Origin of the sequence: Nocardia puris (assembly GCF_036051655.1) — a bacterium.
Taxonomy (GTDB): domain Bacteria; phylum Actinomycetota; class Actinomycetes; order Mycobacteriales; family Mycobacteriaceae; genus Nocardia; species Nocardia puris.
This window is the reverse complement of record NZ_CP107943.1, coordinates 2,558,283-2,574,646: the sequence shown is the minus strand read 5'-3', so window position 1 is coordinate 2,574,646 and position 16,364 is coordinate 2,558,283. Positions and strand designations below refer to the sequence as shown.

18 protein-coding genes and 4 tRNA genes are annotated in these 16,364 nt (G+C 69.7%); 11 read left to right on the top strand and 11 right to left on the bottom strand.

Annotation, left to right across the window (positions count from 1 at the left end; all coding sequences use genetic code 11):
- Positions 1-90: 90 nt before the first annotated feature.
- The 6 genes from secE to OHB21_RS11630 all read right to left on the bottom strand — a co-directional run bounded on the left by secE (position 91) and on the right by OHB21_RS11630 (position 2,526).
- On the bottom strand, positions 91-477 hold the full coding sequence (gene secE, locus OHB21_RS11655) for a preprotein translocase subunit SecE (RefSeq protein WP_067506204.1): 387 nt from the start codon (positions 475-477) through the stop codon (positions 91-93).
- A gap of 31 nt (positions 478-508) precedes the next feature.
- Positions 509-581 (bottom strand) — tRNA-Trp (locus OHB21_RS11650).
- A 245-nt stretch (positions 582-826) separates the two neighbouring features.
- Positions 827-1,897 carry a fused (3R)-hydroxyacyl-ACP dehydratase subunits HadA/HadB gene (locus tag OHB21_RS11645; protein WP_067506443.1) on the bottom strand — a complete coding sequence of 357 codons (1,071 nt, stop codon included), beginning with the start codon at positions 1,895-1,897 and terminating at the stop codon, positions 827-829.
- Positions 1,898-2,082: 185 nt separating this feature from the next.
- The gene (rpmG, locus tag OHB21_RS11640) at positions 2,083-2,253 is read right to left on the bottom strand and encodes a 50S ribosomal protein L33 (RefSeq protein WP_011211653.1); all 171 of its coding nucleotides are present in this window, start codon (positions 2,251-2,253) and stop codon (positions 2,083-2,085) included.
- Between the two features lie 41 nt (positions 2,254-2,294).
- Positions 2,295-2,370, bottom strand: a tRNA-Met gene (locus tag OHB21_RS11635).
- Positions 2,371-2,453: 83 nt separating this feature from the next.
- Positions 2,454-2,526 (bottom strand) — tRNA-Thr (locus OHB21_RS11630).
- 245 nt (positions 2,527-2,771) lie between these two features.
- Here OHB21_RS11630 and OHB21_RS11625 point away from each other — a divergent pair.
- The 5 genes from OHB21_RS11625 to OHB21_RS11605 all read left to right on the top strand — a co-directional run bounded on the left by OHB21_RS11625 (position 2,772) and on the right by OHB21_RS11605 (position 8,377).
- Positions 2,772-3,683 (top strand): ATP-binding cassette domain-containing protein, encoded by a 912-nt coding sequence (locus tag OHB21_RS11625; RefSeq protein ID WP_328438642.1) that lies wholly within the window; start codon positions 2,772-2,774, stop codon positions 3,681-3,683.
- Complete coding sequence (locus OHB21_RS11620) at positions 3,680-4,453, top strand: ABC transporter permease subunit (protein ID WP_067506199.1); 774 nt, start codon at positions 3,680-3,682, stop codon at positions 4,451-4,453. The genes OHB21_RS11625 and OHB21_RS11620 overlap by 4 nt, the downstream gene beginning before the upstream one ends.
- On the top strand, positions 4,450-5,595 hold the full coding sequence (locus OHB21_RS11615) for a sensor histidine kinase (protein WP_067506196.1): 1,146 nt from the start codon (positions 4,450-4,452) through the stop codon (positions 5,593-5,595). The genes OHB21_RS11620 and OHB21_RS11615 overlap by 4 nt, the downstream gene beginning before the upstream one ends.
- A complete protein-coding gene (locus OHB21_RS11610) occupies positions 5,592-6,248 on the top strand; it encodes a response regulator transcription factor (protein ID WP_328438639.1) in 657 nt (218 codons plus the stop codon). The genes OHB21_RS11615 and OHB21_RS11610 overlap by 4 nt, the downstream gene beginning before the upstream one ends.
- 230 nt (positions 6,249-6,478) lie before the next feature.
- Positions 6,479-8,377, top strand: a complete 1,899-nt coding sequence (locus tag OHB21_RS11605) for an FAD-dependent monooxygenase (RefSeq protein WP_328438637.1) — start codon at positions 6,479-6,481, stop codon at positions 8,375-8,377.
- 66 nt (positions 8,378-8,443) lie between these two features.
- Here OHB21_RS11605 and OHB21_RS11600 read toward each other — a convergent pair.
- A tRNA-Tyr gene (locus OHB21_RS11600) sits at positions 8,444-8,526 on the bottom strand.
- A 177-nt stretch (positions 8,527-8,703) separates the two neighbouring features.
- Between OHB21_RS11600 and OHB21_RS11595 the strand changes: the two genes are divergently transcribed.
- Positions 8,704-9,195: a YajQ family cyclic di-GMP-binding protein gene (locus OHB21_RS11595; RefSeq protein ID WP_067506188.1), complete on the top strand. Its 492-nt coding sequence runs from the start codon at positions 8,704-8,706 to the stop codon at positions 9,193-9,195.
- Here OHB21_RS11595 and htpX read toward each other — a convergent pair.
- Together htpX and OHB21_RS11585 are read right to left on the bottom strand one after the other, a co-directional pair.
- The gene (gene htpX, locus OHB21_RS11590) at positions 9,186-10,070 is read right to left on the bottom strand and encodes a zinc metalloprotease HtpX (RefSeq protein WP_067506185.1); all 885 of its coding nucleotides are present in this window, start codon (positions 10,068-10,070) and stop codon (positions 9,186-9,188) included. The two genes, OHB21_RS11595 and htpX, sit on opposite strands and share 10 nt — an antisense overlap.
- A 94-nt stretch (positions 10,071-10,164) precedes the next feature.
- The gene (locus OHB21_RS11585; protein ID WP_067506182.1) at positions 10,165-11,187 is read right to left on the bottom strand and encodes a polyprenyl synthetase family protein; all 1,023 of its coding nucleotides are present in this window, start codon (positions 11,185-11,187) and stop codon (positions 10,165-10,167) included.
- A 157-nt stretch (positions 11,188-11,344) separates the two neighbouring features.
- Between OHB21_RS11585 and OHB21_RS11580 the strand changes: the two genes are divergently transcribed.
- Genes OHB21_RS11580 through OHB21_RS11570 form a run of 3 tightly spaced genes read left to right on the top strand, consistent with a single transcriptional unit; the run spans position 11,345 to position 13,531 of the window.
- Positions 11,345-12,607: a geranylgeranyl reductase family protein gene (locus OHB21_RS11580; RefSeq protein ID WP_067506179.1), complete on the top strand. Its 1,263-nt coding sequence runs from the start codon at positions 11,345-11,347 to the stop codon at positions 12,605-12,607.
- Positions 12,608-12,613: 6 nt separating this feature from the next.
- Positions 12,614-13,069 carry a helix-turn-helix domain-containing protein gene (locus OHB21_RS11575; protein WP_195142104.1) on the top strand — a complete coding sequence of 152 codons (456 nt, stop codon included), beginning with the start codon at positions 12,614-12,616 and terminating at the stop codon, positions 13,067-13,069.
- A 9-nt stretch (positions 13,070-13,078) separates the two neighbouring features.
- Positions 13,079-13,531 (top strand): VOC family protein, encoded by a 453-nt coding sequence (locus OHB21_RS11570; RefSeq protein ID WP_067506173.1) that lies wholly within the window; start codon positions 13,079-13,081, stop codon positions 13,529-13,531.
- Positions 13,532-13,577: 46 nt separating this feature from the next.
- On the opposite strand, the gene OHB21_RS11565 is transcribed toward OHB21_RS11570, so the two are convergent.
- On the bottom strand, positions 13,578-14,084 hold the full coding sequence (locus tag OHB21_RS11565) for a DUF2505 domain-containing protein (protein WP_067506169.1): 507 nt from the start codon (positions 14,082-14,084) through the stop codon (positions 13,578-13,580).
- A gap of 40 nt (positions 14,085-14,124) precedes the next feature.
- On the opposite strand from OHB21_RS11565, the gene OHB21_RS11560 reads away from it, so the two are divergent.
- Positions 14,125-14,604 carry a DUF3592 domain-containing protein gene (locus tag OHB21_RS11560; protein WP_067506440.1) on the top strand — a complete coding sequence of 160 codons (480 nt, stop codon included), beginning with the start codon at positions 14,125-14,127 and terminating at the stop codon, positions 14,602-14,604.
- A 102-nt stretch (positions 14,605-14,706) separates the two neighbouring features.
- Here OHB21_RS11560 and OHB21_RS11555 read toward each other — a convergent pair whose 3' ends face one another.
- Positions 14,707-15,009 (bottom strand): cupin domain-containing protein, encoded by a 303-nt coding sequence (locus OHB21_RS11555; RefSeq protein ID WP_324192014.1) that lies wholly within the window; start codon positions 15,007-15,009, stop codon positions 14,707-14,709.
- Positions 15,010-15,171: 162 nt separating this feature from the next.
- Here OHB21_RS11555 and OHB21_RS11550 point away from each other — a divergent pair, with 162 nt between their 5' ends.
- Positions 15,172-16,314, top strand: coding sequence for a glycosyltransferase family 4 protein (locus OHB21_RS11550; protein ID WP_324192009.1), 1,143 nt, complete (start codon positions 15,172-15,174; stop codon positions 16,312-16,314).
- Positions 16,315-16,364 lie beyond the last annotated feature (50 nt).

Genomic DNA, 16,364 nt, shown 5'->3' with positions numbered 1-16,364 from the left:
TCACGTACATCCTCTGCGTGCCGGGCCGGGCGCGGCGGAAGATTCCACCGGTCCGCCCCGGGATCGGCTACCGGCGTCGGCGTCGTACCGCTAGCCGAACAGCCAGTTGACACCCTTGATGAACGCCAGATCCAACCCGCTGATGTAGGCGACCATGAAGATCACGAACACCAGAACAACGCTCGTATAGGTGACCATCTGCTTCCGGTTGGGCCAGATCACCTTGCGCAGTTCCGCGATGACCTCTCGCAGGAACTTGATCACGCGCTTGAACGGATTGCCCGTCTCGCCGCGCTTGCCCTTACCGGCAGTCTTGTCCGTCTTCTTCAGCGAAGGCCGGTCGATCGTGGCGACCGATCCGGTGTCGGCCGAGGACGACCCCGAGCGGGTCCGCCGGGCGGACCGCTTGCCACTCGGCCGGCTCACCGCGGCGGCGTCGTCGGCCGGGTCTGCGCCGTTGCGAGTGTCGTCGCTCACGCCGATCCTCTCTCATCGCTGGCATCCAGGGCAGGGGCGACAGGACTTGAACCTGCAACCTGCGGTTTTGGAGACCGCTGCTCTGCCATTTGAGCTACGCCCCTTCGGTCGGACGAACATCGTGTCCGACCACGTTTCCCATATTCAGTTTGCCGTATCGAGCGCGAGCGCCCGGTACCGGGTTCACACAACACGCGCGCCGCTCCGGCGGTTGCCGGTCCCGAGGGTGGCGGCCGAAGCCGCCGCCTGGAACCAGCCCCTCAGAGCAGCGCGCAGCGGCTGGTGACCCCAGAGTCCCGAGTGTACTCGACCGACCGCGCCGATAGCCAATCAGGGTCGGCCGACCAGGTCAGGACAGCTGCACGGTCGCGGTGGCCCGGCCGAAGATCTTCTTGCCCGCCGACCTGGCCACGATCGCGATCACCGCGGTGCGCGTCTCGGGGTCCACCGACTTCACCTTGCCGGTGTACTCCACCTCGGCGGCCTCCTCGGAACCGACGTACACCGGGCTGGTGAAGCGCACGTTGTACTCCTTGACCGCGCCCGGATCGCCCAGCCAGGAGGTGACGAATCCGCCGCCGAGGCCCATGGTGAGCATGCCGTGCGCGACCACGTTGTCCAGGCCGACGAGCTTGACCACCTCGTCGCTCCAGTGGATCGGGTTCGCGTCGCCGGAGACGCCGGCGTAGTTGACCAGATCGCCGCGGGTGAGGCGGACCACGCGCGGGGGCAGCTCGTCACCGACGCCGATCCCGTCGAACGAGCGGGCGTGCTTGCTCGCCGCGACCTCGGGGATGGTGGTGACGGGCACCGGCGGCGCCGACACGGGCGCGGCGGTGCGCGGGTGGTGGCCCGGCTCCTCGGAGCCGATGCCGTGCATGAGCACGTTGCGCACGGCCTCGTTGAGGTTCGGGTCGATATCGCCGCCGCTGCGGCCGACGAGCGTGGTGTAGGTGGTGAGCACCAGTTCGTCGTTCTGCGCGGTGACGATGTTCTTGGTGACGATGATGTCGCCGCCGAAGGCCTGCCGGAAGGAATGCAGGTAGACGTCGCAGGTGAGCTGGTCGCCGACGCGGATGGGCCGGTGGAACTCCAGGATCTGGTCGGTCTGCATGATCTGGCTCAGGTCGTAACCGGTGACGACCTGTTCGAACAGCTTGCGCTGGGCCAGGATGCCGACCAGGGAGATGAACGTGGGGGGCGCGAGCAGGCCGTCGTAGCCGTACTCCGCGGCGACGTCCTCGTCCCAGTGCACCGGGTGGTAGTCCTGCACCGCGCGGGCGTATTCGCGGACCTTCTCGCGGCCGACTTCGTAGTAGTCGTCGACGCGATAGTGGTGACCGACCATCGCCGCGGCGTGGGCGGCGGGATCGAAATCCGCAGCGCCCGGCTGGACCGCTTCTTCTGTACCGGTGTTGATTGTCACGGGAGGACTGTACCTATCTGACCCCGCTCCCCGGGGTCGCGGAGCGTTGACCACCGCACCGGTCCGCAAACGAGATCAGGGCCGGACATATGTCCGGCCCTGCACGGCTTCACGGTCCGAGAAAGCCGGGATCGAGCTCCCGGCACCACCCTCGCGGTAGCTTCACGCGCGAGTGGGTTTCAGCGGGATTCGCGGTGCGCCCGGTGCGTGCCGCAGTTCGGGCAGAACTTCTTCAGCTCCAGCCGATCCGGGTCGTTGCGCCGGTTCTTCTTGGTGATGTAGTTGCGGTGCTTGCACTGCTCGCAGGCCAAGGTGATCTTTGGCCGGACATCGGTGGACTTCGCGGCCACGATATGCCTTCTTTCCGGTACCTGATGGGCTCGATAGGTTGTGGTAGCGATGGCCGGACTTGAACCGGCGACACAACGATTATGAGTCGTTTGCTCTACCGACTGAGCTACACCGCCACGGCGTCGCATTGCCGTGGTTCCGTGCCCAGCCCCACCACCGCGGGTGCGTTGCCGAGTCGGTCACCACCGGCAATCCGGCGAGCCCCCTAACGGAATCGAACCGTTGACCTTTTCCTTACCATGGAAACGCTCTGCCGACTGAGCTAAGGGGGCATGACTGCCTTCGCTCCGGAGACTCAGGATCTCGACCCCGGCGCGCTGAAGTCTTGAACGAGATTACACACCGAACGCACGCAGTTCCAAACCGTGTGGTCAAGACATGTTTTCGGACCCGTCGAGCGGGTCGGCGCACGGCCTGCGGGCGGCGTGCCGCACCTACCGTATCCCCCTTCCGAGCTACACCACGAACGCTCGTGCGAGGGATGTGGCGGCGGCGGGCGCGTCCCTAGCATCGAACCATGATCGAGGCGCGCGGGTTGACGAAGTGCTACGGACGCACACGCGCCGTGGACGACCTCACGTTCACGGCGGGTGCGGGCCGGGTCACCGGCTTCCTCGGCCCCAACGGGTCGGGCAAGACCACGACCATGCGGATGATTCTCGGGCTCATCACCCCGACGGGTGGATCGGTGACGGTGCGGGGCCGCCCGTATCGCGAGCTCACGCGGCCGCTGCACACGGTCGGCGCGCTGCTCGACGCGGGTGATGTGCTGTCGTCGCGCACGGCGGCGGCACACCTGCGGGGGCTGGCGGCGGCGTCCGGGATTCCGGCGCGACGCGTGGACGAGGTACTGGACACGGTCGGCCTCACCGCGGTGGCGGGCCGGCGGGTCGGCGGGTTCTCGCTGGGGATGCGCCAGCGTCTGGGGATCGCCGCCGCACTGCTCGGCGATCCGGAGGTCCTGGTGCTGGACGAGCCGGTGAACGGCCTGGACACCGAGGGCATCCGGTGGATCAGGGAGTTGCTGCGCGCGATGGCCGATGAGGGCCGCACGGTGCTGCTGTCCAGCCATCTCATGAGCGAGACCCAGCTGATCGCCGACCACCTCGTGGTCATCGGGTCGGGGCGGCTGCTGGCCGACGAACCGCTGTCGCGCTTCGTCGCGCGCCGGGACGAGCCGGTGGTGCGGGTGCGCTGCGCCGAGCCGGAGCGCCTGACCGGCGTTCTGGACCGGGAGCTCGCGTGGCGCGACGGCGCGGCCACGGTGCGCGGAATCACGTCCGCCGAGATCGGCAGGCTGGCTCTCACGCACGGCATCGCCCTCGAAGAACTCACACCCGTCACGGCCAGTGTGGAGGACGTGTTCACGCGGCTGGTGGCCGAACATGAGAACTTCGCGGCGCGCCCGGTGACGGAGCGTGCCGCATGACCGCCGTCACGGTGCCCGCGGGCACCCTCCTGGCCGATCAGATCCGTTCCGAAGTGATCAAGATCCGTTCGGCCCGCGCGCTGTGGGCGCTGCCGCTGGCCACGGCGGTGCTCGGTCCGCTGACGGCATTGTTCGTCGGGCTCACCGCGAGCATGGAGGCGGGCGACACCGTCCTCGGTGGCGCGCTCACCGGGGTCACGCTGTGCCTGGCCGCGATCGCGGCGTGGGGCGCGCTGGTGATGAGCACGGAGTACACCTCGGGCACGATCCGGCCGGTACTGGCGACCACGCCACAGCGCGGTCTCGTGCTGGCGGCGAAGGCCGTGGTGGTCACGGTGATCGCCACGGTGTGCGGGATCGTCGCGGTGACGACGGCGTATCTGATCGGCAGCGCGATGATCGAGCCCGCCGCGTACGACCCGGGCGACCCGCTGCCCGGCCTGTTCGGGATCTACTGCTGTTTCCCCGCCGTCGCGCTGCTCGGGCTCTCGCTCGGGGTGCTGCTGCGCAGTTCCGCCGCCGCGGTCGCCCTGTCCGTGCTGTACGTGGTGCTGCCGCAGGTGTCCTCGGCGCAGATCTTCGGGGAGCTGCACAAATGGCTGACGATCTTCGCGCCGAGCGCCGTGGTGGCCAAACTCGCGCAGAGTTCCGACGGGGCCGCGGAGTTGATCGGCACGCTCGGCGGGTGGCCGCGGCTGGCGATCGTGGTGGTGACCACGCTCGCGTCGGTCGCGGTGGCGTGGCGCCGGCTGGAACGGGAGGACGTGTGAGCGCCCCGGTGGGGCCGCGCTGGCTGGCACCCGTGGTGTTGGCTGCCCTGGCGGTCTTCGTCTTCGCGGTGGTCGACCACACGCTGCTGTCGGATACCGATCTGAGTGCGCGGCAGTCGGCGATCCTGGCGGCGGCGCAGGCGCTGGCGATCGTGTTGCAGGCGCGGGTGCCGCTGGCGGGGTGGGCGGTGAGCTTGATCGCCCTCACCAGCACCGCGGCGGTCTCCGACGAAACCCTCTGGGCCGATGCCGTTTTCAACTCCTACCTGTTGGTGCTGGCGATCCTGGCGTTATTGGTCGGCTGGCGCGCCACTGTGGTCGTGTGGGTGGTCACCACCGCTGTGACGGCCGTGGCGGCCATCGCCGCGCCGGGGGGCGGGCTCGCGGAATTCGTCACCTCGGCCGTGCTCACCGGGCTGGTGCTCACCGCCGCCGCGGTCACCAGGGCGCTGATCGAATCGCGCCGCGACGCGCGGACCCAGCGCCGCGAATCGGAGCGGCAGCGCGAGCGCAACGCCCTGCTCGAGGAGCGCACCCGGATCGCCCGCGAACTGCACGACGTGGTGGCCCACCACATGTCGGTGGTGGCGGTGCAGGCCGAGGCCGCGCAGTACCGGGTGCCCGATCCGCCGCCCGAACTCGTCGCGAGCCTGGACGCGATCCGCGCCAGCGCGGCCGCCGGGCTCGGCGAGATGCGGCGCATCCTCGGGGTGCTGCGCGCCGACACCGAACACGATCCCCGCCCGCAACCCGACGTGGCGGCCATCGGCGAACTCGTGGAGAGCGTGCGTGCGGCCGGCCGGACGGTGCACGTGCGGCGCGACGAACTGGACACGAACCTGCCCCAGGGCGTCTCGGTGTCGGCGTACCGGATCGTGCAGGAGGCACTCAGCAACGCGCTGCGCCACGCCCCGGGCTCCGAGCTCACCCTCGAATTGGCGCGCAGCGACACCGGACTCGCGATCGACGTCCGCAACACCCGCCCGAACTCGCATCCGACGACCACCGGCACCGGCCACGGCCTGGTCGGCATGCGCGAACGCGTCGCCGCCCTCGGCGGCGAATTCGACGCCGGACCGACCCCCGACGGCGGCTATCGAGTTAGGGCACTCCTCCCCTTCGACGAACGGCGGGCGCGATGACGATACGGGTGTTGATCGCTGATGATCAGGCGCTGATCCGGGATGGGTTGGCGGTGTTGCTCGGGGCGCAGGAGGACGTCGAGGTCGTCGGGGAGGCGGGGGATGGGGCGGAGGCGGTGCGGATGGTCGAGCGGTTGCGGCCCGACGTGGCGCTGATGGACATCCGCATGCCGATCCTCGACGGGTTGGAGGCGACCGCGCGGATCGTGGCGTCCGGGGCGGCGACCAAGGTGATCGTGCTGACCACCTACGACCTGGACGAATACGTGTTCCGCGCGCTGCAAGCCGGGGCCAGCGGGTTCCTGCTCAAGGACACACCGGCCGCGGAACTCACGCTCGGCGTGCGTACCGTCGCGCGCGGCGACGCGATGCTCGCGCCCTCGGTCACGCGCCGGCTGCTCGGCGAATTCTCCCGTCTCGGTGGACGTTTCCGCCCCGGCAACGCGGACCTGCAGAAACTGACCGAACGCGAGACCCAGGTGCTGGAGCTGGTGGCGCGCGGGCTGTCGAACGCCGAGATCGCGGGCGGCCTGTTCATCGCCGAGGAGACGGTGAAGACGCACGTCGGCCGGATCCTGTCCAAACTCGGCCTGCGCGACCGCACCCAGGCCGCGATCTTCGCCTACGAAAGCGGACTGACCGAACCCCGCTGAGCTGTGCACGACTCAGCCACCACCGCATCGCTGACGCCAATCACCGACGCCACGACCCGCCGACGCCGGCACCCGACACCACCCCGCCCACACCAACACCCCCGACAACCAGAGCCCCGCTGACGCCGACACCCGACAGCGCGCCCCGACAACAGTCCCCAACACCCACCGACACCAGCACCAACACCCCACCCGGCACCACTACCCCACCGAGCCCACGGAGGTGAATCATGACCATCCACACCCTGATCGCGGGCGCGGGCCCGACCGGGCTCACTCTCGCCATCGACCTCGCCCGCCGCGGGCTGCCGGTCCGGATCGTCGACAAGGCGACCGAGTTCTTCCCCGGATCGCGCGCGGACGGCCTACAGCCGCGCACCCTCGAGGTGTTCGACGACCTCGGCGTGATCGACGCGATCCGCGCGAAAGCCACGGCGCGGCCGGTCTTCCGGGACTTCCTGGACGGCGTGGAGGTCGGTGAACTGCGGATGGACGAGGACCTACCACCGAATCCCGCTGTGCCGTACCCGAATCCGCTGGTGCTCGGACAGTCCGACACCGAGGCCGTGCTGCGGGACCGGCTCGCGGAGTACGGCGTCGAAGTCGAACTCGGCACCGAGGTGGTGGGCGTCGAGCAGGACACGGAGGGTGTCACCGTCACCCTCGCGCACGGCGGAGACGTGCGCGCCCGGTACCTCGTCGGCGCCGACGGTGGCGGGAGCTTCGTGCGCCGCGCCCTGGGCATCGAGTTCGAGGGCCACACCGACGAGTCGATGCGGATGCTGCTGGGCGACGTGCGCGCCGACGCCCTCGATCACGAATTCGGCTATGCCCTGCGCACTTCCGCCGATCCCTTGCGCGCCGTCGCGCTGTCACCGCTGCCGGGCGGGCGGCACTTCCAGTTCGCCGCGCCGTTCACCGAGCAGGCCGAGCCCACGCTGTCGCTGCTGCAACGCCACGTGGACGACCTCGCGGGCGATCTCGCGATCCGGCTCACCGATCTGCGGTGGTCCACGGTGTGGCGGTCGAATACGCGGCTGGCGCGGCGCTACCGCGTAGGCCGGGTGTTCCTGGCGGGCGACGCCGCCCACGTGCACCCACCGGCGGGCGGCCAAGGGCTCAACACGGGCGTACAAGACGCCTACAACCTGGGCTGGAAACTGGCCGACGGCACGCCCGAGACGCTCGATTCCTATGAGGCCGAACGCCGTCCGGTCGCGGCGCGCGTCCTCGGGATCAGCACCGGCCTGCTGCGGCGGCACCTCGACGGCGACGAGAACGCCCACCGCCGCGGCACCGAAACCCACCAGCTCGACATCACCTACCGCGACCCGGACGACGAGGGAGCGCTGGTCACCGGCGACCGCGCACCCGACGCCCCCGTCCTCGACGCCACCGGAAACCCACTCCGCCTCTTCGACCTGTTCCGCGGCCCCCACGCCACCCTGCTCCGCTTCGGGGCGAACACATCGCCGAACACGCACCGCACGGAGGCCACCCGCGATCCACTCACCCTCCCCGCACCGGGGGCCGCCACACCACCAGCAGCTGTTCCCGCACCACCGGCAGCACCGACGCCGCCGAAACCCGCCCCCACACCACCGGCAGCGCCCAAACCAGCGGAGAGTTCGTCCGCGCCACCGAGCGCCTCCGTCACGCCGGACGCCATACCGCCGGCAGTTCGCCCCGAACCGGACACTTCGTCCGCGCCGGCCAACGCCACACCGAACGCCCCTGGTCCGCCGATCGTTGCCGCACCCTCGCTATCAACACCCGCCCCCACACCGCCGAACGACGCCATCGCACCGAACGCAGCGCCACCAGCACGTCCCAAAACGGATACCTCGTCCGCGCCACCGAATCCCGCCGCACCGGTCGGCCCAGACTCGCCGACTGCCACCACAACGGCACCCACGCCAGGGGAGCCCGGCGCAGCACAGGCAGCGCCCTCGTCACCCCGGCAAACCCACCCCGTCCACACCTGGACGGTCATCCGCCCCGGAGACCCGCGACCGAACACCCCCTACGTCACCGACGTCGAAGGCCACGCCTTCGCGCACTATCGCGCCCACACCGGCGACCGAATACACGTCCGCCCCGACGGACATCTGGGCCACCGGGAACGGTGAACAACCGCCCTGGAAACGCGGAAAGGGCGAGCGGTGCTGGTGCACTGCTCGCCCTTTCCGGCGGGGTGGCAGGTGTAGGATTCGAACCTACGTAGGCTTTCACCGACAGATTTACAGTCTGCTCCCATTGGCCGCTCGGGCAACCTGCCTTACGTGCGCTTCTCGGCGCGCACAGCAGAATACAACGAACCCCCGTGCCGAATGCAAACCGGCTGGCCAAGGGCCGTGCGGAGGGACTACGTTCGATGCTCGCGGGGTAGAACTTCCTCGACCGCTCGCCCCGGCGAGCGCGCCCGCGTCAACCGTCGCAGAACAGGAGCTCTTCAGTGGCCGATTCGTCGTTCGACGTCGTCAGCAAGGTGGACCGGCAGGAGGTCGACAACGCTCTGCATCAGGCGGAGAAGGAGTTGAACACCCGCTACGACTTCCGCGGGACGGGCGCGAAGATCGAGTGGTCCGGCGAGGAGAGCATCGTGATCACCGCCGAGGCCGAGGAGCGGGTGAAGGCCGCGCTGGAGGTGTTCAAGGAGAAGCTGATCCGCCGCGACATCTCGCTGAAGGCGTTCGACGCGGGCGAGCCGGTGGCCTCGGGCAAGACCTACAAGATCACCGGTTCGCTGGTGCAGGGCATCGACGCCGAGAAGGCGAAGAAGATCTCCAAGAAGATCCGCGACGAGGGCCCCAAGGGCGTGAAGGCGCAGATCCAGGGCGACGAACTACGCGTGAGCAGCAAGAAGCGCGACGATCTGCAGGCCGTGATCGCCCTGCTCAAGGGTGAGGACTTCGGTATCGCGCTGCAGTTCGTGAACTACCGGTAGTCGCGCGGGCCGCCCGCCATCTCCTCCAGCCGCGCGATGCGCTCGGCCATCGGCGGGTGCGTGGAGAACCAGCGGGCGGCGCGATCCCCGGCCCGGAAGGGGTTGGCGATCATCAGGTGCGACTGCGAGGTGAGTTGCGGCTCGGGCGGCAGCGGCGCGGCCTGCACGCCGCGTTCCAGTTTGCGCAGCGCCGAGGCGAGCGCCAGCGGGTCGCCGGTGAGTTCGGCGCCGGACTGGTCGGCCTGGTACTCCCGGGAGCGGGAGACGGCCAGCTTGATGAGGGTGGCCGCGATCGGGCCGAGCAGCGAGATGAGCAGTACGCCCAGCATGTTGGGGCCCCCGCTGCTGTCGCGGCCGCCGAACATGGAGGCGAAGAAGGCCAGGTTGGCCAAGCCGGAGATGACGGCGGCCAGGGCGCCCGCGATCGAGGAGATCAGGATGTCGCGGTTGTAGACGTGCGCCAGTTCGTGGCCGAGCACCGCGCGCAGTTCGCGCTCGTCGAGGATCTGCAGGATGCCGCTGGTGCAGCAGACGGCGGCGTGACGCGGATTGCGCCCGGTGGCGAAGGCGTTGGGCGCGTTGGTGGGGCTGATGTAGAGCCGCGGCATGGGCTGGCGCGCGAGGGTGGCGAGCTCCCGCACGATCCGGTACATCACCGGCGCCTCGAGCTCGCTGACCGGTTGCGCGTGCATGGCCTTCAACGCGAGCTTGTCGCTGTTGAAGTAGGCCCAGGCGTTCATGCCGACGGCCAGCAGGATGGCGATGACGAGAATGGTCGGGCTGCGGAACATGGCCCCGGCGAACACGATCAGCGCCGAAAGCCCGACCATCAGACCGAACGTCTTCAGACCGTTCGCATACCCGTGCCCGTGCATACGTCTCCTTGCCCACTCCCCCGTTCGTCGAGTGCCTTACGACAGGTCAACGATAGGCCGCGCGAGCGAGTTCCAGAGGTTTATGGTCGCTCGATCACCCGACGCGTTCGATGGTGTAGCGGACCAGCTGTTCGAGCGCGTCGTTGGCCGGTCCGGCGGGCAGCTCGGCCAGTTCGGCGTAGGCGAGCTCGGCGTAGCCCTGCAGCTTCTCCTTGGCCAGCACCATGCCGTGCGAGCGGGAGAGCAGCGCGATGGCCTCGTCCACGTCCTCGTCGGTCTCCAGGGGCTCGGCGAGCAGGGTGCGCAGGCGGTCGGCGTCGGCGCCGTCCTCGCGCAGCGCGTAGAGCACCGGCAGGGTGTGCACGCCCTCGCGCAGGTCGGTGCCGGGCGTCTTGCCGGACTGCTCGGAGGCCGAGGAGATGTCGATGATGTCGTCGGAGATCTGGAAGGCGGTGCCGACGGCGTCGCCGAGGCGGGCGAGGCGTTCGATGTGCTCGGGGCTCGCGCCGGAGAAGGTGCCGCCGAAGCGACCGGAGGCGGCGATGAGCGAACCCGTCTTCTCCCACACCACGCGCAGGTAGTGCTCGACCGGGTCCTGCCGCTCGCGCGCGCCGACGGTTTCGCGCATCTGGCCGGTGACCAGTTCGGCGAAGGTCTCGGCGATGATGCGCACCGCGTCGGGCCCGAGGGTGGAGGTGAGGCGGGAGGCGTGCGCGAACAGGTAGTCGCCGGCGAGGATGGCGATGTTGTTGCCCCAGCGCGAATTCACGCTGGGCGCGCCGCGGCGCATGGGCGCCTCGTCCATGACGTCGTCGTGGTAGAGGGTGGCCAGGTGCACGAGTTCGACGACGGTGCCCGCGGTGACCAGCGCCGGATCGGTCGGGTTGGGCCCGAGCTGACCGGTGAGGATCGTGAACAGCGGACGGAACCGCTTGCCGCCCGCCTTGGCCAGGTGCAGCGCCGCGTCCTGCAGGAAATCCTCCCCGTCGGACAGTTCGGCGATGAGCAGTTTCTCGACCTGTTCCAGGCCGTTGCGCACGTTCTCGGCGAGCTCCGGGTCACCGAGTTCGACCCCGGCCACCACCGTGCCCCCGCTGTTCACAGCCGATGTGCTCATCTCTTCTCCCAGCGCCGCGTCCGACCCCACGGTAGAGAACCTAGCGTGTCCCCGCCGCGCGGCCCATGAACACCGTCACTATCCGGTGTACCAGACAGTTTTCCACACACCCCTCCGCCGTCGACACCGGCTCGGCGATGCTGCCAGTATTGAGCACATGGGCTCACCGGATGACACCCCAGCGGGCGGCGCGCTGCCCGCCCGCGCAGAGGTCCTGGTCGTCGGCGCCGGACCGGCCGGTTCGGCCGCGGCCGCCTGGGCGGCACGCGCGGGCCGCGACGTGCTGCTCACCGACGCCGCGGTGTTCCCCAGGGACAAGACCTGCGGTGATGGGCTCACGCCCCGCGCCACCAAGGAGCTGGAACTGCTCGGCCTCGGCGAATGGCTGCGCGCCCACACGGTGAACCACGGTCTGCGGATGACCGGCTTCGGCCGCGAATCGCTGCTGCCGTGGCCGGGCGGCTCGTTCCCGAGCTATGGAAGTGCCGTCCCACGGACCGAACTCGACGACAAGCTGCGTGAGACGGCGGTGAAGTCGGGCGCCCGGATGCTGGACGGCACGAAGGTGGTGGATGTCACCCGCGAGGGCGACCGCGTCACCGGTGTGACCGTGCGAACCGGGGACGTGACGCGCGAGATCGCCTGCGACCTCTTGATCGTGGCCGACGGCGTGCGCTCGCCGATCGGAAAGTTGTTGGGCCGCACCTGGCATCGCCGTTTCGCCTACGGCACGGCGGCCCGCGCCTACATCAAGTCGGCGCGCAGCGACGATCAGTGGATCACCTCGCACCTCGAATTGCGGGACGAGAACGGCGAACTCGTGCCGGGCTACGGCTGGGTGTTCCCGCTGGGCAACGGTGAGGTCAATATCGGCGTCGGCTCGCTGGCCACCGAGAAGCGCCCCTCGCACATCGCGCTGAAACCGCTGCTGCGCCACTACACCGCGCAGCGCCGCGAGGAGTGGCAGTTCGAGGGCGAGCTGCGCGCGGTGGCCTCGGCGCTGTTGCCGATGGGCGGCGCGGTCTCGAATGTGGCCGGGCGCAACTGGGTTCTGATCGGTGACGCCGCCGGGTGCGTGAACCCGCTCAACGGCGAGGGCATCGACTACGGGCTCGAGGGCGGGCACATGCTCGCGGACATTCTGGACGCGGACGATTTCCGCCGCGTGTGGCCGCAACTGCTGCGCAACCGCTACGGCCGCACGTTCTCGGTGGCGCGCCGGATCGCGGGACTGGCCACCCATCCGCGCACGGTGCCACTCGGCGGGCCGCCGCTGATGCGGTCGAAGTACTTGCGGCGCACCGCGGTTCGCGTGATGGGCAATCTCGTCACCGACGAGGACGTGGACTTCACGGCACGCGCCTGGCGCACGGCGGGCCGCGCGTCGATGCGCTACGACGACCCGGCGCCGTTCGAGTAGCCGGCGATGTGCGCGCCCCGCAGGCCCCCGCTGTACCTGCTGCCGCACCTGCGCAGGGCGCGCGACCTCGCCGACCGGAACTACGCCGAACCGCTGAATCTGGACGAACTCGCTTCGGCCGCAGGCGTTTCCAAGTATCACTTCCTGCGCGCGTTCGCCGCGGTGTACGGGGTGACACCCGCGGCGTATCTCACCGAGCGCCGTATCGAACGCGCCCAGGATCTGTTGCGGGCGACGAACCTGACGGTGACCGAGGTGTGCGTACTGGTCGGCTACAGCAGTCTCGGATCGTTCAGCGCCAAGTTCCGCCGGCTGGTCGGGGTGTCGCCCACGGACTACCAGGCGAAGTTCGCCGACGGCGCGCCGCACATCCCCGGCTGCTACGTCTTCATGCACGGGTTGTCGGATCGCGCGGGCAACGGCGCAATTTTGGAGAAGCGCCGGGGCGCGGGCGGCTCCTAGCCTGGTCCCATGGCGACGATCACACACATTTCCCTGGTCACGGTGTACGTGACCGATCAGGACGAAGCGAAGCGGTGGTACATCGACAAACTCGGATTCGTCGAGGCCACGGACGTGACGATGGGTGAGGGATTCCGCTGGGTGACGGTGACCCAGCCGGATCATCCGGAACTCGAGGTGACCCTCATGCTGCCCGGCCCGCCGCTGGACGCCGACATGGCCGAGGCGATCCGGCGGTCGCTGGCCAACGGCACCAACAGCGCGCTCGGGCTGTCCACCGACGACTGTCAGAAGGCGTACGAGGAACTCAGCGCGAAGGGCGTGGAGTTCATCCAGCCGCCCTCGCAGCGGCCGTACGGCACCGAGGCCGTGTTCCGGGACAACTCGGGCAACTGGTTGGTGCTGGTGGAGCGGGCCGAATACGACCCGAACAGCGGCAGCACCGATTTCGGCACCGCCTGATCGGCGGTGTTTCCGGGCGCGGCCGCCGGCTGCGCCCGGAACGCGGTCAGGCGCTGGGGGCGGCGGTGAACCACTCCTCGAAGAACCGGCGCTCGCTGTCGATCACGCGGCGGAACAGCTGTTCGGCCAGCGGTTCGATGGCGCCGCCGACCAGCGACACCTTCACCTCGATCACGCCCGCGACCTCGATCTCGCTGCCTTCGGCGGTGGGGCGCATCTCGTAGGTGCCCGACATCGCGCTGGTGATGCCTTTGGTGCCGCCCTCGAACGTTCCCTTGGCGATCTCGCCGTCGAGCGCCTGCCAGTCGTCGGTGCGGGAGAGTTCGAGTTCGCTCTTGAGGACCTTGCGGACGATGCCGGGAATCTTGTCCTGGCTGGCCTTCTCGGTCATGTGGATGCGGAGGGTGCTCGCGCCGCCCGGATGGGAGAGATCCAGGGTCGCGGTGTCGGCGCCGGCGAAACGGGCCCGCCAGGCGTCGTCGTCGGTGAGTGCCCGGTGGAGATCTTCGACCGGAACTGTGTAGGGCACGGTGAAGCTGAATTTTCGGGACATGGGCGCACACGCTAGCCGACGCGATCGGTAGCCTGTGGCGGTGTCGGAAACCTCCCAGTCCGTAAGGCGGACGATCCGCCTGCGGCGGGCCAGGATCGGCGTGATCACCGCCGCGACGGTGGTCAGCGTGCTCATGGGACTGCTGGTGCTCGCCGCGTGGCGCAACGATTACCTGATCAGTTCCGACATGGGTGTCACCACCGGCGAAGTGCTCTCCGCGGGCCGGTTGCGGTCGGCGGTCATGTACGTGACGCCCGACGGCGAGACGCACAACCCGAAGGTCGGCGTGCTCTACCCGACGAATCTCACGGCGGGCGAACGCATCAACGTCGAATACGCCCGCAGCGACCCCGACCTGGTGCGCGTGGCGGGCCGCGACGTGCGCGTCGCGATCCAACCCGCGCTCTCGGTGATCGTGGTCGCGTGGGCGCTGGCGCTGCCCGCGTTGTGGTTCATCGCGCGGTTGGGGCGGCGCGCACCCGCGGACGAAGCGGTTTCGCTCGTCCGGCCGCGGGACTGAAAGGTTCCACTCCGCGCCCTCCCGACCAACCTCGAGGAGGGAGCCCGACAACCGACCGTTCGCGCGCCCCGACGCGCCGAAAGCGCAGCACCGGGGCGCTCCTCACCGCGCCCAGGGTGGGCTCATCGTCGACCCGTCCGCCATCGTCGCCTCGAACCCCGCCGCGATCACCACGTGCGCGACGGCCGGTTCGTCCCCCGGATTCCCCACCGCGATCGGCTCGCCCGCCGGAATCACGGCCGACTCTCCGGCCTCGAGCACCCGTCCGCAGACGTCCAGCCGACCCGCCACGACCATGAAGATCTCGTCGCGATCCAGCACGTGCGGCGCGTCCGGTTCGCGGCCCGGGGCGACGGTGAGACGCCAGGCGCAGACGTGCGCGCTGCCGCGTCTGGGGGCGGCGATGGGCAGGAATTCGATGCCGGGCAGGTCGAAACGCGGGGCATCGGCGGGGGTGACCGACCGTTCGCGGCCCGGCGCGCCACAAACACAGCAGTTCGCCCGATCTTCCCCCGCACTTCACGTCGGCGTGGCCGCTGGGCGTGCTGTCCGAGTCAGGCTGGGCTGGTGCGCGTAGCCATTGTTTCGGAGTCGTTCCTGCCGAACATGAACGGCGTCGTGAATTCCGTGCTGAGGGTGCTGGACCATCTGGAGCAGCACGGTCACGACGCGCTGGTGGTCGCGCCGGACACGGTCAAGGGGTTGCCGCCCGCGCCCCAGCAGCACGGCAGGTTCCGGGTGCACCGGGTGCCCGCGGTGATGGTGCCGAAGGTGAGTTCGCTGCCGGTCGGGTTGCCGCAGCCGGGGATCACCGCCGCCATCTCCGCTTTCGACGCCGACGTGGTGCACCTCGCTTCACCTTTCCTGCTGGGGGCCGGTGGGCTGGGCGCGGCTATGCGGTTGGATCTGCCGACGGTCGCGGTGTATCAGACCGACGTGGCAGGTTTCGCGAAGAGCTATGGGCTGGGGTTGACCAGCCGGGCGGCGTGGGCCTGGACGCGCCGCATCCACGAGAGCGCCACCCGCACGCTCGCCCCGTCCACGGCCGCCGCCGAAGATCTTGCGCGGCACGGTGTTCCGCGCATCCACCGGTGGGGGCGCGGGGTCGATATCGCGCGGTTCACGCCGTCGGCGCGGCGGACCGGGTTGCGCGAGGCGTGGTTGCGCGGCCACGACCGGCTGGTGGTGGGTTTCGTGGGCAGGCTCGCGCCGGAGAAGCACGTGGAACGGCTGGCGGTGCTGGCCGGTGATCCGGGCATTCAGCTGATCATCGTCGGCGACGGGCCGGAGCGCGCCCGGCTGGCGGCGCTCATGCCGGACGCCGTGTTCACCGGTGAACTCGGCGGCGACGAACTCGCTCAGGCGTACGCGAGCCTGGACGTGATGGTGCACGCGGGCGAGCACGAGACCTTCTGTCAGGGCGTGCAGGAGGCGCTGGCCTCGGGTGTGCCGGTGATCGGCCCCGACGCGGGCGGTCCCCGCGACCTCATCGCCCACTGCCGCAACGGTTACCTGCTGCCGGTCGACCGCTTCACCGAACTGCTCCCCAGCGCCGTCGCCGCCCTGCGCGACCCGGCCCTGCGCACCCGCTTCGCCTCCGCCGCCCGCAAATCCGTCCTCCACCGCACCTGGCCCGCGCTGTGCACCGAGCTCATGGGCCACTACGCCGACGTCACCGGGTACCGGGACCGCGTTTCCCGGACGGCCTGAGCCGCCCGAGCTCCCACCTCATCCGGCGCGCCGTCCCCCGTGTGACCGGT

What these genes read in the sequence shown, in the direction of transcription:
- OHB21_RS11625 (WP_328438642.1), top strand. Translation starts at nt 2,772, where the DNA reads ATGATCGAGGCGCGCGGGTTGACGAAGTGCTACGGACGCACACGCGCC.
- OHB21_RS11620 (WP_067506199.1), top strand. Translation starts at nt 3,680, where the DNA reads ATGACCGCCGTCACGGTGCCCGCGGGCACCCTCCTGGCCGATCAGATC.
- OHB21_RS11610 (WP_328438639.1), top strand. Translation starts at nt 5,592, where the DNA reads ATGACGATACGGGTGTTGATCGCTGATGATCAGGCGCTGATCCGGGAT.
- OHB21_RS11605 (WP_328438637.1), top strand. Translation starts at nt 6,479, where the DNA reads ATGACCATCCACACCCTGATCGCGGGCGCGGGCCCGACCGGGCTCACT.
- htpX (WP_067506185.1), bottom strand. Translation starts at nt 10,070, where the DNA reads ATGCACGGGCACGGGTATGCGAACGGTCTGAAGACGTTCGGTCTGATG.
- OHB21_RS11585 (WP_067506182.1), bottom strand. Translation starts at nt 11,187, where the DNA reads ATGAGCACATCGGCTGTGAACAGCGGGGGCACGGTGGTGGCCGGGGTC.
- OHB21_RS11580 (WP_067506179.1), top strand. Translation starts at nt 11,345, where the DNA reads ATGGGCTCACCGGATGACACCCCAGCGGGCGGCGCGCTGCCCGCCCGC.
- OHB21_RS11575 (WP_195142104.1), top strand. Translation starts at nt 12,614, where the DNA reads ATGTGCGCGCCCCGCAGGCCCCCGCTGTACCTGCTGCCGCACCTGCGC.
- OHB21_RS11570 (WP_067506173.1), top strand. Translation starts at nt 13,079, where the DNA reads ATGGCGACGATCACACACATTTCCCTGGTCACGGTGTACGTGACCGAT.
- OHB21_RS11565 (WP_067506169.1), bottom strand. Translation starts at nt 14,084, where the DNA reads ATGTCCCGAAAATTCAGCTTCACCGTGCCCTACACAGTTCCGGTCGAA.